Origin of the sequence: Butyrivibrio sp. AC2005 (assembly GCF_000424145.1) — a bacterium.
Lineage (GTDB): Bacteria > Bacillota > Clostridia > Lachnospirales > Lachnospiraceae > Butyrivibrio.
Genome location: NZ_AUJI01000019.1, coordinates 50,239 through 67,201, shown reverse-complemented (window position 1 = coordinate 67,201; position 16,963 = coordinate 50,239). Strand labels below are relative to the sequence as shown.

Sequence of the window (16,963 nt, the reverse complement as noted above, 5' to 3'; positions counted from 1 at the left end):
TCTTTAGAAAATCCCCTTGCAGATTATGAAATAATCTACCTAATTATTTTATAATATCACTTAATCTTTTTCCATCTGTAATTATATTTGCTTACAGTATATCAATATATTCTCCTGCAAGTGCTTTGTTCATGCTGCGAACCGCACAGAACTTGCCGCACATTGAGCAGGTATCATCAAATTCCGGTGCTCTGTCAGCCCTGATTGACTTTGCTGTCTCAGGGTCAAGTGCGCATTCCCACTGCTTCTCCCAGTCGAACTCTTTTCGTGCGTCAGCCATTTCATTATCAATATCCATGGCATGAGGAATTTTCTTTGCGATATCAGCCGCATGAGCTGCAATTCTTGATGCTATGATTCCCTGCTTAACATCATCAACATTGGGAAGAGCCAGGTGCTCAGCAGGAGTCACATAGCATAGGAAAGCTGCACCGGCAGCACCTGCGATTGCTCCGCCAATTGCAGAAGTGATGTGATCATACCCGGGTGCAATATCGGTAACAAGAGGTCCCAGTACATAAAAAGGAGCTCCCATGCAGATTGTCTGCTGAATTTTCATGTTCGCCTCAATCTGGTCCATGGGCATGTGGCCGGGGCCTTCAACCATTACCTGAACATCCTTTGCCCATGCTCTTTTCGTGAGTTCTCCAAGTCTCACAAGCTCCTCAATCTGACATACATCACTGGCATCCGCAAGACATCCGGGTCTGCAGGCATCCCCAAGTGATATGGTCACATCATATTCTCTGCAGATATCAAGAATCTCATCATAATATTCATAGAAAGGATTCTCTTCCCCTGTCATGCTCATCCATGCAAACACAAGCGAACCTCCACGGGATACGATATTCATTTTTCTCTTGTGCTTTTTAATCTGCTCAATGGTTTTCCTTGTAATACCGCAGTGAAGTGTCACGAAGTCCACTCCGTCCTCTGCATGAAGTCTTATTACATCTATAAAGTCCTTAGCTGTCAGTTCCGCCAAGTCTCTCTGATAATGAATGACGCTGTCGTACACCGGCACAGTCCCAAGCATTACCGGACACTCCTCCACAAGCTTTTTTCTAAAAGGCTGTGTATTACCATGAGAAGATAAATCCATGATTGCATCCGCGCCCATATTTACCGCAGCCATTACCTTTTCCATCTCGATATTGTAATCTTTGCAATCCCTTGACACACCTAAGTTTACATTGATTTTTGTACGCAGCATCGAGCCTACACCCTTTACATCTATACACTTGTGATTCTTATTTGCACATATTGCAACCTGCCCCTTTGCCACAAGCTCCCTTATCTCTTCAGGGGTTCTATACTCATCCCTTGCAACTTTCTCCATCTGTGGGGTTATAATTCCTTTTCTTGCTGCTTCCATCTGAGTTGCGTAATTGCTCATTTTTATTGTCTCCTTAATGTATTTATTATGTTTGTTTAGGTGTTTTTAGATTGTTGTTTTTTTGCTTTATTGTTTTTACTTTTTGTCTTTCCTTTTTGTCTTTGCTTTTTGTCTTTGCTTTTTGTTTTATTATTTTGTTTTTCCGTTTTACTTTTATGTTTTTTCGCTTATTAAGTCATGTTTTTTAGTTTTTAAATTTGATTTTCACTTAGTTTTTTGTTTTTTCAGTCTATTTTCCTTCTTCACATAATTTTGGGCTAATATCATTTTTGAAAAATTTACGTTATTTCGTACTCGTTATGTCAGTCTCTTATTTTTCTGTGTTTTGACGTATTTTTCCGGAGAAATCCCATAACTATGAAATTTGAAAAGTCTTTACCAACAATTTTTTCAGTCTACAGTGGGTTGTGTAGAATTTTCGACGTAATACAAGTAACAATTCTCTTAAATATCTTACTTATATTTCGTTAGTCATTACGTCAACAATTCCATTTTTCTTGTGGTGGCATAACACCCAAAATCAGGTTACGTCAATAGGACTCAAAAGGTAGAAATTGGGCTAAATAAATTTAATATCAGTCCGAAAACTATAATTTTCTGACTTTCTTCACAAAATGGCATCTTGTTGCACCATGCTTTCATAAAGTGAAATTCTTATCCGTCACAGACACAACAGCATGTAATAGCGGGCCTCTGCCATGTCCAATATTCAGCCCCGCTTCAATGCATTTTCCTATATAAAGCTTGGCTTCTTTAACTGCCTGCTCAAGGTCAAGCCCCTTAGCAAGTTCGCAGGCTATGGCACTGGAGAAAGTACACCCTGTCCCATGGGTATTCGGATTATTGAAACGTTTTCCAATTAGCCAAGAGTAACGCTTGGACTCCAACCTTATCTCATTAAAACGGAAATCATTTTGAGCAAATCCGTCGCTTATAACCTTTACTTTTCTGATGCTATCATACATTGTTTCTGTATTATCAGAACTCGCAGGCTCAGTTGCTTTAAACATCTCCGGGCCAATGTGGTCATAATCAAGAACGTAATACAACAAATCTGCTGCTATATCATTATCAAAATTACTGTGTCCGCCCTTTAAAAGCACGTTACTGCCATATCTTTCAGCAAGATATTTCGCTGCTTCAACCATATCTTCTCTTGAAGAAATCCCCTTATCTCTCCTCAAAATCTCCGCCTCCGGAATATTAGGTGTAATAATCATGCTTCTTGGAAACAGTTCTTCTTTCATATATTCCAACGCTTCTTTTCCTGAAAAATGGGTTCCTGAGGTGGAACTAAGAACCGGATCCAACACAACATTTTTCAATTCATATTTATCTATTGCATCAGCAACAGCGCTCATTACACCGGCATCCGGAAGCATTCCAATCTTCACTGCATCCGGCAATATATCGCTGCAAACAGCATCAAGCTGTTTTGCGACAAACTCAGGATTGATTGGCATAATCCCTGTAATACCCAATGTATTTTGGGCTGTCAGTGCTGTTATCACACTCATCCCATATAGACCGTGTGCTTCTATCGTCTTTAAATCAGCCTGAATTCCTGCGCCGCCGGAGGAATCACTTCCCGCAATTGTTAGGACAGTTTTTTGAGTCATTCTGCCCTGTCTATTTTCAGATAAATCTTCTTTCAATTTCTTCCCTTTCAAATGCTCTCGCATCTTTAGTTTTTCACACAGCCAACTCTTCATAAGCCCTGCGAAGTCCGGCTGCTGCCTCCTTTGTATCCTCAGCTTTCATAATTGCGGACACAACGCATATCCCTGCAACAGGAGCGCCTTTCAAAATCTGCAGATTGTCCTTCGCAAGCCCTCCGATTGCGTTAGCCGGAATAGGAGCCGAAGCACAAATATCCTTTAAGGTATCCACTGAAGTAAGCACTGTTTTCACCTTGGTCGTCGTAGGATAAATCGCACCAACTCCGAGGTAATCTGCTCCGCTCTCATAGGCTTCTCTCGCCTGTTCCACAGTCTTTGTAGTAGCGCCGATTATCACATTTTCACCGAGAATATCCCTTGCCATTTTCACAGGCATATCACTCTGTCCAAGATGCACGCCCTCAGCACCAACCGCCATCGCAACATCAATTCTGTCATCCACAATAAGTGGAACATCATAACGCCTTGTTATCTCATGAACCTTTGTCGCGAGTTCGATATACTCCCTGGTACTTCTGTCTTTTTCACGTATCTGCACGATGGTGACACCACCTTTTATAGCCTCTTCTATTTTTCTTAGGAAAACAGACTCCTCCAAACCATCGCTGTTAGTAACAAGGTATAATCTCAATTTTTCTTCTAAATTCTTCACCTATTCCTCCAACTAAGCTGTTTCAACCTTTATCATCGCCACCGTCTTCTCCTCGTCCATGAGAGAGATTTCATTTAAAAGCTCCACCAGAAAGCTTCCGCTTCCGACTTTTCCTTCTTTTTCCGGAAGACTTTCATAAGCAATTTCGCCTGCAATTTCTTCTTTTCCCGAGAGCTTTTCATAAGCAATCTCACCGGCAATTCCGAAGAACCCGCAAGCCTTAATCACTGATCCTACACAGGGTACCTTTGATAAAAATGTCGCGCAGATTGCTCCAAGCATGCATCCTGTTCCGGTAATCTGTCCCATCATGGGATTACCATTACTTATGAAAAATGTCCGCTCTCTATCTACAATGATGTCCTTTGCACCGGTCGCAAGAATCACGGATTTATAGCGCTTAGAGAGCGTAAGGGCTATATCATCTATCTCCCTCACATCAAGACTTACATCAGCGTCAACACCCTTTCCCTTGTAGGAAGATTCTGCAAGTGCCTTTATCTCCGAATAATTGCCTTTAAGAAGAAGTAACCTTACCTGTGGGCGGACTCTTTGCTTCTCATAAAAGGCCTTATTCTTTATGCTTTCAGAAAGGTATCTGCATTTACTGTCCAACAACTTATCAAATGTTTTTTCTTCAGTCTCTACATGGAGTCTTAGTAAATCAATTACAAAATCTCTCCTTAGCTTTGAGCACGCTACGCCAACAGCATCTATCACCACCGGAATCCCTTTTTTCATAGCCACTTCAAAAGAAATTCTCATGGCTTCCATTCTGCTGTCCGATATATTACCCACATTTAACACAAGGGCCGACGCTGTCGATGTTATTTCACCCACCTCCAAAGGATGCTCTGCCATAATTGGCTTTGCTCCAAGTGCCAGTACTGAATTTGCACATTGCATCATTGAAATCGGATTTGTAATACAATGGATCAGCTCTGCCATTTATGCCACCGTTTCCTTATCATCTTTTGTAGTATCAATGTCCTTAAGTGCGTTTTGGATCTTAGATAACACACCTGCTGCCTGAAGTCTTATCAGCAGCAAAAACGCAATACTTCCACCTATGAGCGTACCCATAATGAATGAAGGGACATAGAAAAACCAGGTAAGTCCTTCTTTCCCCCAAAGGTACGTCATCACTGGATAAGATACGATAGAACCGATAAGACCGGTTCCTATGACTTCTCCCAGAACAGCTGCAATTATTTTTCCTTTGGATAATTTGTAGAAAACTCCCGAAAGAGTTGCTCCGAAAACTGCCCCTGTAAGAGCAAGGGGCGGAATTCCCATGACAAGCATCCTGATAATGCCAATCAGAAGTGCGCAAAGAAGCGCATATGCGGGTCCCATGAAAACCGCGCAGGTGATGTTGATGAGATGTGCCATCGGACACATGCCCTCAACTCTTAGTATTGGTGATATGACAACTCCCAACGCCACAAACATGGCAAGCATCACCATCCTAAGCAGATAGTTACTTTTTTTCATACCTCTTCTCCAATCCCAGACGGTGAGGGAGATAGCTCTGCATCTTGATTTTTGCGTTAAATGGCTCTGCATTTCACGCAAAAAATCGGAAGCCCCCAATCCGGTTGCTTCCGCGAATTCTCCTAATACAATACTAGGCATCCCTACGTTGGCATTATCCAAATCAGGTTCTCGGTCGAAGGTCGCACCTTCCTCTCAGCCTGTAATACAAGCTCCCGTCTGTTAAATTTTCTTAGTTTTTTATACACCATCAAATGATTTTGCGCAATAACATTTTGTGAAAAATTCTTTAGAAAATCATATTTTTTTTATTCTTTTATAATAATTTGAACGGTATTCAGGCTATATAATATAAATAACCGTATATTTTTTAACCAAATCAAATATAAACCAAGGGGACAATTTTCATATGGAAACAATTTTTGTAACAAAGTCGTCAATGCCTTCATATGAAGAATATATTGAAGCCATCAAGCCATTGTGGGATTCACACTGGCTTACAAACATGGGCAAATATCATAAGGAGCTGGAAAAAAAGCTCCAGCAATATTTGGATGTCCCCTATGTCTCCCTCATGGTAAACGGTCACATGTCCCTGGAATTGACACTCCAGTCCTTCGGATTCCCCGCAGGCTCTGAGGTCATCACCACACCATACACATTCATATCCACAACTCATGCGATTGTCAGAAACAAACTCAATCCTGTCTTTTGTGATATCAAACCTGAAGACGGAACAATAGATGAGACAAAAATCGAAGATCTTATTACAGAAAAAACTGTTGCAATCATGCCAGTACATGTCTACGGAAACATCTGCAATGATGAGGCGATCTCAAAAATAGCGCACAAATATAATCTGAAAGTCATCTACGATGCATGCCATGCTTTTGGTGAAAAAATGATTTCTACCGATTCGCATGGTAAAGAAGTACTGCGCGGTGTCGGCAATCTGGGACATGCTTCCGTTTTCAGTTTTCATGCAACAAAGGTATTCAACACCGTGGAAGGCGGTGCTGCGGTTTTCAGCAATCCCGAATTATATGAAAAGCTCTACAACCTCAAAAACTTCGGAATCCGAGGTGAGGAGCTGGTCGTTGAAGTCGGAGCAAATGCAAAGATGAACGAACTCTGCGCTATTATGGGTCTGTGCAATTTAAGGCACATCGGAGAGGCAATAAGTGCCCGCGAAAAGTGCCACGAAAGATATACAAACACACTTATCCGTGTTCCCAAAATAAGGCTCCTCACTCCCCGCGAAGACGCCACCAGGAACTATGCATACTACCCCATCATAATCGGGGATGGATATAAGTGCACTCGCGATGAGCTCTACACCAAGCTAAGGGAGCACAATATTTATCCAAGGAAATACTTCTATCCAATAACCTCCGATCAGGCATGCTTTAAGAACAAATACAAACACTGTGATCTGGGGAATGCAAGAGATATGGCGAACCATGTACTTATGCTTCCTATATTTGAGGATTTGACACCGGAGGATCAGGATAGGATATTGGATATAGTTATTAATCCGAATAAATAAAAGAGTAATCGACTCTGCTTAATCTTTGATCTCCTCACAGATTATTCAGAGTCGATAATTCATTATGCATTTTATTTATTTCATACGATAAAAATGCTTCATAAAAAAGGCTCCTTCCTTCTCTACTATGTCCGTCCCAGATTTTCACTGACCGCATATTACCATCCATAAAGATATACCACGAAACATCTTTTAATATATCTAATGTTCCTGCATCATCCAGCATCTTATCGCTTGAAAAAATAGCTACTGCTAATGAATCAAGTTTCTTTTCATCCATCATTATTCTAAATTTATTTATAGCATTGCAAACTCCTCCATAGTTTGTATAAATGCTTTCATTGTTATAGCCATACTCCCCATTCGAACTTTTAGAGACCACAATTGCAGATACATATTTAGCAATGGTACTATTTTCCAACGCCTCGGAGTATATTCTAACAACCCAATCCGGGCCTGCAGCATAATCATTATCAGGTGCCCAATCCATATACCTCTGAAAATTAGTAAGAGACAGTATAAAACAATGTGGTGGTATTTCTTTTTTCTTATATATGTAGCGACTATCATATCTTTTAAAGCCACTGAGAATTGTATCTGTTAATCCTTTATAACGGTTCGCTAATTCATTAATGTATTCATAACTTACAGTATTTCCATTTATCAAAAACGCTTTTTCTGATGTCTTATAAGAACGCCCTACATCTGCATCGATATCCCATAGTCTCCCAAAATCAGCCATGCATGAATAATATGCCACGTATACATTTTTACTTTCTATAAGAAATCGAAGTGCCACATTATTTATATCACTTATTAACAGAGGTTTATTAGTTTCCGACTCAGCCATAATAATCAATCCTAATAGTATATCGCTATATATTGAATCCGCCAAACAATGCATCACTCCGCTTTTGATAATCCATTTATTTTCCACCACAAATGGTTCAGTATATAATTCTGATCCATGAAAGCGCCGTAGATAATCCCTATAAACCTCCCTTCTTAAATCATAGATTGAAGTACTCTCCATATCGTCAAAACTATCATGCATAAATGTGCATCTGAAATAATCTTTTATCTCCCGGGAATCCGTAAGTATATGACCGCCTTCTGTTCCGCAGTATTTATCAGCAAAATCCCAGGGTGCTATTATCGTTAATTGCAACATGATTTACCGCAACCTCACTTTATTAAATAATCCATATTCCATGATGATAGATCAATGCTAATTTCAGGCATAATCATTGATGTCAAAGGCATGTCAAACCCCAAAATCCTGACAGCACAATGCTCACCACCAATATCAACCTCCCTTAATTCTCAAATATATATACTATTTGTTATGTATATATATTTATCACATATGTTATATGCATATGTTATGCGATTTGATTTCCTATGTCAATAACATATATAATAAATATATATAATCTTGGAGGATAATCTGATGCGAAAACCTATTATGAATGCAGAACGTTTGAAAGAAAAACGATTAGAAAAAGGCTGGAGTAAAAACTATGCAGCTGAAGAAATGAATCTTTCACAAAGTGTCTATTTTAGATATGAAAGCGGCGAAAGCCTCCCTTCATACTCTGCCATAAAAAACATGGCTTTAACACTGGGAACCTCCGTAGAATATCTTACCGGAAAAACCAATGACGATCGTCCTGTAGAATACATAGTAGACTGCTCTGATTCCAGGTTAAGTTTCATAATAGAGCAATACAAATCATACCCGGAAGACACAAAAGAACGTTTGTATAAATACGTAAAGAAATTGAGTTCAAACAAATAATCAAATAAAAATAGCGACAGGTTAATGATTATTTCATTACCTGCCGTTATTATTATATGCATCATTAGTGCTTCCTATATTTCAGTTTTTTTCTCTGCTCTTCCTCAATCGGAAGTATCTCAGAATCTTTGTATCTAAGCGCCTCATACACGGCGTCAAGATTTCTCTTAAGCTTACGGATACCATCAGGCTCTAGTGAAGCCGCATGATCCGTACCCTTCCAGGTACGATCAAGCGTATAATGTCTTTCTATGTAGCTTGCCCCAAGAGTATATGCTGCTACATCCACAGCGATTCCAAGATGATGACCGGAAAAACCGATAGCCTTTACTCTGCCCTCGTACTGCTCGCGCATACGGGTAATTTCAAGAAGACATACATCCTTAAAGGGTACGGGATAACCTGAAGTACAGTTATATAGTATCAGGTCCTTTGCGCGCCCCTTCTTTTCAAAAAGAGAAACTATCTGCTCCTCCTCCTCACGCTTTGTCATGCCAAAAGAGAGTTGCATCTCGCCCTCATAATTATCGCAGAGCCACTCAAGCATTTCATAATGCGTATTGCAGGCTGATGGTATCTTTATAAATCTGGGATTAAGGCTTGTAATCTCTCTGGCACTTGTCATATCCCAGACAGAAGTCGAGTATATAATTCCAACCTCCTCACACCACTTTTTTAACTGTGCATGCTGATCCACGTCAAATTCCAGGAACTCTCTGTGTTCGCCGTAGGTTTTACCATAGGAATTATACGGATTCGGATGAGGTGCATTGTACTGCTCCTCAGTCAAAAGTTCCTTAGGACAACGTTTCTGAAATTTTATGGCATCTGCTTTACAAAAATATGCGGCAACGTTAATGAGTTCATGGGCGATGTCCATCTGTCCCATGTGGTTGCAACCGGCTTCTGCAATTACGATTGGTTTTCTGTATTCCATATTTCCCCTCATCCGTCAGCTTCGCTGACACCTTCCCCCTAGGGGAAAGGCTCTATTATAATCATCTACATCTTCTAATTCTTTTCATAACATGATTTCTGATAATCAATACCGAATATCTAGTATACGACTCATGATGTTCCGAATTGCTTCCCAAGTATATGGTCTATAATTTCTCTCACCGCTCCGTGGCCGCCGGGTTCATTTGCAATAAATTTTGCTATAGCCTTAACACTCTTATGTCCATCAGCAACTGTGCAGGGATAACCGACATTTTTCATAGCCTCGAGATCATTTACATCATCACCAACAAAAGCAACATTTTGCATATCAATCCCACGCTCCTTGCAGAGCCGCTGTACAGTACTTAGCTTATCCCTGCAACCCGGTTCGTAGATATCCATTTTTAGCTTTTCGACTCTTCTCTTATTTATATCGGTATTTTCTCCCGTAACTATACCTACGAGAATTCCGTGCTCACGGAGAAGTCTGATTCCCATACCATCTTTCGTGTTGTACTTTTTCAGAAGATCACCCTCAGGCGAATAATACATACCTGCATCGGTGAGGCAGCCATCACAGTCGGTGAGGAACATTTTAATCTCAGGGACAGTATCATCATTATTCTGTCCTATATTATTCCCACCTTTTAATGTAGATTCATCTGATGCAAGCTTATTAGCAACATGCTCAGATGCTATGCCAAGACGCTTCCTCATCAGTCTTTCAATAATCTCCCAATCTGATGGCTCATCTATCTCAAAAAATGTATCCTCGGGCATCTCAACAGCCTTAATATTTCCGGATACTCGGTTTTTAGATTCCATCAAATACTTTTTTTCTGTGATATAAAAAGCACCGTTCTCAACTAAGTAACCATCAAATTCCTGACGTCTCGGTCTTTTGAAAACATCATAATTGGAAGGATGTGCGAAGCCTTCTTCATCCACACTCCAGTTAAAGCGCTTCTGTCTAACAACAGAAAGAATGCTATCCACGCCGGCTTCTTCAAATGCTTCAAATCCCCTGTTCAAATCATCTGCCGCCAAGAGCGGAGATGTCGCCTGGATCAACACAATATTGTCAAAGTCATATTTTGATGCAAACTCAAGCATCGCAAATTCAGTCGATGCAGTATCTGATGCGGATTCAGCAGAACGATCAATTATCTCCAGCTTACGAAAAGCATTCCTATTACCCACTTTATCCAAATCATTCGAGCACACTTCTACATTTGTAGTATCTGCATCATATTCACTTTGCCCAAAGTCATTTCCCTCTGCATCGCAGCACGTCTTGATCGCAGCACGGATCTCATCACTATCCGTTGCAACATACACCTTATCGATATAATCACATTCGCAGGCAGCCTTAACTGTCCAGTAAACAAGCGGTTTACCACAAATTGGCTTTATATTTTTTAACGGTATGGACTTACTGCCACCTCTCACAGGGATAAATGCAACATTCATAAAAAATGTCTCCTTTATTCAATAAGACGCCTACTCATATACTAATTTTAGTATATAGCCATGCAAATGACTAGTCTTCAAAACAATATAGTTATGCCATTTGGTGTTTCAATCATTTCTGCCAATTCCAGAGCAGAAACACTTATATTCTGATTTACATCCAAGTCATACTCTGTTGCACCTTTTATAATTAGTCTGCCATCACCCAGACAATTAAGAATGGAAACCATATTTCCTTTCTTTAATCCGTAATTCAGGTTATATAAAGTCTGAACTATTCTGGGCGTACTATAAATAATTATTTTCGCCCCGGCATATTGTTTATTAGTCTTCCTTATGAGAGTCGCTATAATTCCGGCACCACCCTTATCATCAGTTATGACACAGTATTTCCCATCAGGCGTCATAGGTATATGCGATAAAATATGAATACAAATAGCAAGCAACTCTTCACCAAGATTATCTCCGGACTCTTTGTATGACCTCACGAGGGAGAAAAACTCCTTGTATACACTTCCTTTATCACAGCTTTTCCCATTTATTACCGTCTGGTATATAACCATATTTTCTTCAAAAGCTTTCTTAATAGAACTGACGGACAAATTCATCATCCTCACCGACCAGGTAAGAAAGCTGTTAATGCTTTTATTTGTTGAAAAACATTCTGCAAGAATATCAAAAAGACTTTCCTCATACAGCACCAGTACATCTATTTTCTCATCTGCAAGAAACTTAAAAAATTCAATATACTCCCTATTCAAAATCCCACTGTGTGAAGAGAGCTCCATAAGAATAGATCTGGTGATAATGAGAAGTGCACCTTCATCTTTATAATAATTCGCCAAAAATTTTCTCTCTTGCTTTTTTATATGTGAGTGAAATCTAAACGAGCAGGTATCATAGAAAATCACCTTTTTTGAGCCAATAATTCTATTCACAAAATCATCTTTTTCACAGAGAACATAGTCCTCTATATCTTCCCAGTTCTTCGGAACTTCGGTATACACCGTCCGCATCAAACTCCCTCCTTAATCCTTTTGCTAAGAGTTTGAACATTAGCCAGCGCTTTTTTTAATATACTTTCCGTTATATACCCTTCCCGTACACCTTCCTGTCCATGCTCATTAAGAATACGCTCTATTCGTCTACAATCGTCTTTTGCCGATGCATCAAGAATTGCAACATCAAGCCATAGGTCTTCCATAATTTCTCTTACCCTAAGCTGTGAAAGCGTAATAACTTCAGGAGATATATCACTCTTATCACAAAGATCAAGTTCCAGACACCTGATCAAAACCGCCATATATGGTACTTTATAATATGCCATAAGCTTAATAATAGCCGTTGTTAAATTGTTATCTTCCTGTATAAATTTCGAATACATCCTGATAAAACTGTTTTCGGGCATGAGTAACATACTTGCAAACAAATTTGCCACATACTCGTCTTCATGTTCAAAATAGCTATCAGCTGCCAGATCCGCAGTAGATATATACTGACTTTCCTGAAACAGCACATGGTATGTTTCATGAGCAAGAGCAAAGGTATAATTAACTTCAGGAAGAGATGTATTCATCACAACATATCCCAACCCATCGTCTTTGTAGCAGATTCCGCCAATCTCGTCATCTTCAAAAGGCATATCAAACAAAAAATATCCTCTTCGAAAAAAGATATCTCGTACTATCTGTTTAAAATTAAGGACCTCACTCTCGCTGTCAATTCCTGCGTAAGCACAAAATTTCTTCACATCAGCCGCTATGTCTTTCCTGTATTCTCTGCTATAACTGATTATCCTTTTTAATCTATCCGCATTCATTCCTCAAATCCTACCTACATTGTCAAATCGGTTCTTAGCCCCCAGAACCAAATCTATATTTTTCAGCATTTCTATCAGATCATTAGCAATTTTTTCCTGCTTTTCAGATGGCTCTCCCGCATAAAAAGCTACCTTCTCAGACTGAAAATCTGTTACCTTTGGCAAACAAAATACATCTGATACAAAATAGTCAACTGTATATCCTAATGCTTCTGAAATCTTTTCCATATCAGCGCCTGTTTCATCCTGAGTTCCCTTCAGGATACGAGACAGTTTATTTTTTTCTATACCGGTTATTTTACTCAAATAAACCTGTTTAATTTTCATATGATCTATATATCTATTTACATTTTCTATAAAAAGAGTCATTCCTTCATTCCTCCAAAAATAATAACTAATTAGGATTTTCTTCTATATTTAGCCGTTTTTTTCTATGCTTTTATATTTATGCTTTCCATATTTATAGTATCACCTTGCTATGGTTTTGTTAAGCCAATATATCATATATTGATATTTCGTGAATCATTCTCTACCATAAACACTCATATTCATCCATCATACCCTTGTCTTATATCATTGTATGCGTTTTATTCTTTTTCGCCATATAAAAAATCCCCAAGCAACCTCACTGTAATAAATGTTGCTTAGGGATCCCTATTCACATTCTCCAATCAATCAAACTCTCTATCATATCCACATCAAAAACCGGAATTCCGCATTTTTCTTTAATTCTTTTCCTCTCAGCAAAAGAATCATCAATGAAAATTGCCTTTTTCTCAGTAATGTAGTCACTCTTATCCTCGTCCTTGCGAAGAACAATAATCTTGTCAAAAAGCTCTTCTGAAATCCCCGCCTTCTTAAGATCCACGTGAAGATCTGTCGCATGCTTACTTAAAAGAACAATCTTCTTCCCCGCATTTTTTGCCTGGTACAAGAATCTCATCGCATCCGCATTCACCTTATCTCCCAGTGTCAGCGTATCGTCGTAATCAAGGTAAACGTAATCATATTCAAAGTCTATCCTGAATGCACTGTAAAAGGCCCTGTCCAGAACAATGTCATAATCATTCTCAATTATCGAAACAGGATATCCCCAGAATGTAAAAAGCGTCAGCATAGGAAGGTTTATCCCACAGTTTCTGTATAGTCCTGCGGTTCCCGGAATCCTGGGCGAAACCTCCATGAGTCTGTACTCGCCATTAGATTTCTTTTTTACCTGAAAAAACCATGCCCCTTTAAAGGATAGCTTATCATTCAGCGTCTCAGCAATAGTCCTCACGGCATCATCAGTATTCATACTCCGCGTGCGCACACTGATTCCGGTTTTAATGCGTTCTCTGTTTCGTTGTCTGCAAAACAGTAACTTACCATCACCATCTGTGAAGCAATCGACTGTATACTCCATCCCCGGAAGGTACTCACATATTACCATGTTTTTACTATTAATCGAATTTGTCTTCTCAGAATTATCTTCCTTCTTAGAATTAGTATCCTTTTCAGATGTTTTTATCCTATCTTCATCTACACAACCATTTTCCCTCAAAACCCTGAGCAGTTCCTCCCGGTCATCAACCTTCCTCGCGCCAACAGAGCCCTGTCCCACGGCAGGCTTTACGAAAACAGGATATTCAGTAACTTCATCTGGTGATTCAAAATTCTTAGGTACAAAACTCTCCCCTGAAAAAAACTCATAGGTCTTCTGCTTAGACCTACAAATCCCGGTTGTATGTGCATCAGTAATTATCACCTGTGCATGTATCTCATCCGCATGCTCACTAAAGAAAAGACACACACTGTCATGGGCAGGATACACACATTCTATCTTATTTTCATCAATTACTTTATTGAGATAATCAAGGAAACCATCATCGTCCACGTAAGGAAAACCGTCAATAAGACGCTCGTAAGTAAACTCCGCATGATCAGACGCGCTCGTCCCACCATAGAGTCTTACGAACTTCGAATACTTTAGAGAATTCTGTATTTCAAATGCTATTTCTGTCCCCGCAGGGAATATCAGTATATTTTTCTGCAAAATGTCCCCCTCGTAAAACACAATGCATAAATACTATTACACTAATACATATACTAATTTTAGTACATTAGCGGCATATCATCAACCAAACTGATCACAACCGTTTAGAAAAATATCCTATGCCAATTATATAGATTACATGGCATCTAACAGTGATCAATTCCTAAGATTTTCCAGATACTTCACAACATTTTTATATGACACTCCATCAATCTCCTCGTCTTCTCCTCTATACAATACAGTCTTGCCTACGATCTCGCCGTACTGGAATTCCACCTGCTCACATTTATGGGAATCCTTAAGATGCTTACATTGTTCCTCTGTAGCTATATCGCTATGCTTTATCTCAAACAATTCGCATGTCAGCTTATTCTCATCCCATATAACCATATCAAATTCGCCCACCTCAAATTCAAGCTTAAAAGCTTTCATTCCTTTTGGCAGAGCCTTCACAGTTTCCTCCAAAACAATCTCCTCAAGCATTCTTCCTCTGACTTCTTTGAGGATACTATCGCATATAGCACGCCTCTGGACAATTGGATATTGCTTAAATATTTCATCCTGCATAAGTGAATGAACTAGTGCCTGTGCCTGGCAATACCTCATCCCGGGTTGAGTAAAAATGATATGTTCCACCGCTTTTCCTGAACCTATTGTTTCGCTGGGGCAATCTATAATTAGATCAAGCAAAAACAAGTACTGCTTTATCTCCATAACATGTTCAGGCAAAATTTGAATCTGTCTTTCCTCAGCATTTTTGATATCTAATATGCCCCTTAGTCGCTCAGTTATCTCTTTTGTATCAACTTTGTCCAGTATACTTTCAGAACGGTTCCTTGCTGCCTTTTTTCTCTCTATCTGCCTCGCAGAACCCAAATCATGAGATTTGAATTTCTTCGTAAGCACCTCCATCAGGAACCTGTGGTTCATATCCTCAATAATCCTGTTTATCGCACTTGTCAGTTCTCCGGCCTCGTACAACGCAATCAAATGTCTGAAGTGACCCCCGCCCTGGTAACATGCAAGACTATGCTGTATATTTCTCGCAATAGCAGTATCAATATATTTCCTTGCAGATTTTTCATCCCTAAAAGCAACCCCACTCCCATATTCATTTATATTTGAAAAATCTGTTTCACCTACCAGAAAAGTACCACCGTATCTTATAAACTCATCTACATCATGAATTCCCAACAGTCTTGAATACTCTCTAAACGGAATAAATGTAGTATGTATCATGTATGCCCTATCGTACAGTTCATCATCAACAGACAACGCAAACCCCAACGAATCCGTACCTGAAAGAACAATTTTTATTCCTGTAACAGCATATATATCAGATAGCAGCGATGCCGAATCAATAAAATCCTCCATAAGTGTAACTTCATCTATGAAAACATATCTGATTCCTGTTTTATACAATTTCTGCAAATCCCGGTTCAACTCCGCCATCGTATCATCAGATGTCACCTTAATGTATGCCACCTCATTTACCGGCAAATCAGAAATAGCCTGCAAAACCATCACTGTCTTCCCCGTGCGTCTGAGTCCATATATAATGCAAACCCTACCATCAGGTGCCTTATCAAGATATCTCTGTAAATCCGAAAAACATTCCCGCTTAGCAAATCCCCCTACGTAGCTACACATTTCTGTCAGTTGATCGCCCAAAACCACACTGGTCTCATACTTAATAACGAGATTGCTTCTCTTTCCATAAACAGCTTTCCCATAAGCAGGCTCATCTTCACTTATGTACTTTCCTTCAGTAAGTTGTTCACCTGCCTGTTGTATATCCGAATAACCATATACAGAATGGCTATAGCTTTCAAGCATACGCTCAAGTGCCTTCCTCTTAGCCACTTGCATGAGAACTTCCTGTTCTTCCTTGGCACGTATATATTTACTCTTCTTCTCTCCATTCTCATACCACTGCAGATACATCCGCTTTTTACCGCGAATTGTTTTATATGTAATATGCCCCTTGGGAAATCCTGCTATTTCGCTTTCTATTTCTTCTGCAGAAGTAAATTTTTTCTCCATAAAAAGTGCCTCCAAGCCTAATTGCATTAATATTATATATCAAAAGCAACCCTAAAAGCAACTATGTGAGGTTGCTTTTAGGGTTGCTTTTA

Annotated in this window: 15 protein-coding genes and 1 riboswitch; of the genes, 2 read left to right on the top strand and 13 right to left on the bottom strand. The window is 39.4% G+C overall.

The features are described from left to right. Positions 1-91 precede the first annotated feature (91 nt). From thiC to thiW, 5 genes are all read right to left on the bottom strand, one after another. Positions 92-1,396, bottom strand: a complete 1,305-nt coding sequence (gene thiC, locus G602_RS0106750; protein WP_026658309.1) for a phosphomethylpyrimidine synthase ThiC — start codon at positions 1,394-1,396, stop codon at positions 92-94. Between the two features lie 638 nt (positions 1,397-2,034). After that, a complete protein-coding gene (gene thiD, locus G602_RS31360; RefSeq protein ID WP_242835504.1) occupies positions 2,035-3,051 on the bottom strand; it encodes a bifunctional hydroxymethylpyrimidine kinase/phosphomethylpyrimidine kinase in 1,017 nt (338 codons plus the stop codon). 37 nt (positions 3,052-3,088) lie between these two features. After that, the gene (gene thiE, locus G602_RS0106740; RefSeq protein WP_026658308.1) at positions 3,089-3,727 is read right to left on the bottom strand and encodes a thiamine phosphate synthase; all 639 of its coding nucleotides are present in this window, start codon (positions 3,725-3,727) and stop codon (positions 3,089-3,091) included. 12 nt (positions 3,728-3,739) lie between these two features. Then, positions 3,740-4,675, bottom strand: coding sequence for a hydroxyethylthiazole kinase (locus G602_RS30880; RefSeq protein ID WP_049945096.1), 936 nt, complete (start codon positions 4,673-4,675; stop codon positions 3,740-3,742). Then, the gene (gene thiW / locus G602_RS0106730; RefSeq protein WP_026658307.1) at positions 4,676-5,221 is read right to left on the bottom strand and encodes an energy coupling factor transporter S component ThiW; all 546 of its coding nucleotides are present in this window, start codon (positions 5,219-5,221) and stop codon (positions 4,676-4,678) included. A 123-nt stretch (positions 5,222-5,344) separates the two neighbouring features. Then, positions 5,345-5,447: riboswitch (TPP riboswitch) on the bottom strand. Positions 5,448-5,630: 183 nt separating this feature from the next. On the opposite strand from thiW, the gene G602_RS0106725 reads away from it, so the two are divergent. Then, complete coding sequence (locus G602_RS0106725) at positions 5,631-6,767, top strand: DegT/DnrJ/EryC1/StrS family aminotransferase (RefSeq protein ID WP_044931306.1); 1,137 nt, start codon at positions 5,631-5,633, stop codon at positions 6,765-6,767. 34 nt (positions 6,768-6,801) lie between these two features. On the opposite strand, the gene G602_RS0106720 is transcribed toward G602_RS0106725, so the two are convergent. Continuing rightward, on the bottom strand, positions 6,802-7,938 hold the full coding sequence (locus G602_RS0106720; RefSeq protein ID WP_026658305.1) for a hypothetical protein: 1,137 nt from the start codon (positions 7,936-7,938) through the stop codon (positions 6,802-6,804). Positions 7,939-8,217: 279 nt separating this feature from the next. On the opposite strand from G602_RS0106720, the gene G602_RS28695 reads away from it, so the two are divergent. Then, complete coding sequence (locus G602_RS28695; protein WP_049945095.1) at positions 8,218-8,565, top strand: helix-turn-helix domain-containing protein; 348 nt, start codon at positions 8,218-8,220, stop codon at positions 8,563-8,565. Positions 8,566-8,629: 64 nt separating this feature from the next. Here G602_RS28695 and G602_RS0106710 read toward each other — a convergent pair whose 3' ends face one another. The 7 genes from G602_RS0106710 to G602_RS0106680 form a co-directional block, all read right to left on the bottom strand. Beyond that, entirely contained in the window at positions 8,630-9,502 is an 873-nt protein-coding gene (locus G602_RS0106710; protein ID WP_026658304.1) for an N-acetylneuraminate synthase family protein, read from the bottom strand. Between the two features lie 131 nt (positions 9,503-9,633). Next, on the bottom strand, positions 9,634-10,974 hold the full coding sequence (locus tag G602_RS0106705; protein WP_026658303.1) for an acylneuraminate cytidylyltransferase: 1,341 nt from the start codon (positions 10,972-10,974) through the stop codon (positions 9,634-9,636). A 77-nt stretch (positions 10,975-11,051) separates the two neighbouring features. Beyond that, a complete protein-coding gene (locus G602_RS0106700; protein WP_026658301.1) occupies positions 11,052-11,990 on the bottom strand; it encodes a hypothetical protein in 939 nt (312 codons plus the stop codon). Next, a complete protein-coding gene (locus G602_RS0106695; protein ID WP_026658300.1) occupies positions 11,990-12,793 on the bottom strand; it encodes an ImmA/IrrE family metallo-endopeptidase in 804 nt (267 codons plus the stop codon). Before G602_RS0106695 ends, G602_RS0106700 begins: the two co-directional genes overlap by 1 nt. 3 nt (positions 12,794-12,796) lie before the next feature. Next, positions 12,797-13,162 (bottom strand): helix-turn-helix domain-containing protein, encoded by a 366-nt coding sequence (locus G602_RS0106690; protein ID WP_026658299.1) that lies wholly within the window; start codon positions 13,160-13,162, stop codon positions 12,797-12,799. Between the two features lie 289 nt (positions 13,163-13,451). Then, on the bottom strand, positions 13,452-14,828 hold the full coding sequence (locus G602_RS0106685) for an ATP-grasp domain-containing protein (protein WP_026658298.1): 1,377 nt from the start codon (positions 14,826-14,828) through the stop codon (positions 13,452-13,454). A 156-nt stretch (positions 14,829-14,984) separates the two neighbouring features. Next, positions 14,985-16,871 (bottom strand): AAA family ATPase, encoded by a 1,887-nt coding sequence (locus tag G602_RS0106680; protein ID WP_026658297.1) that lies wholly within the window; start codon positions 16,869-16,871, stop codon positions 14,985-14,987. Between the last annotated feature and the right edge of the window lie 92 nt (positions 16,872-16,963).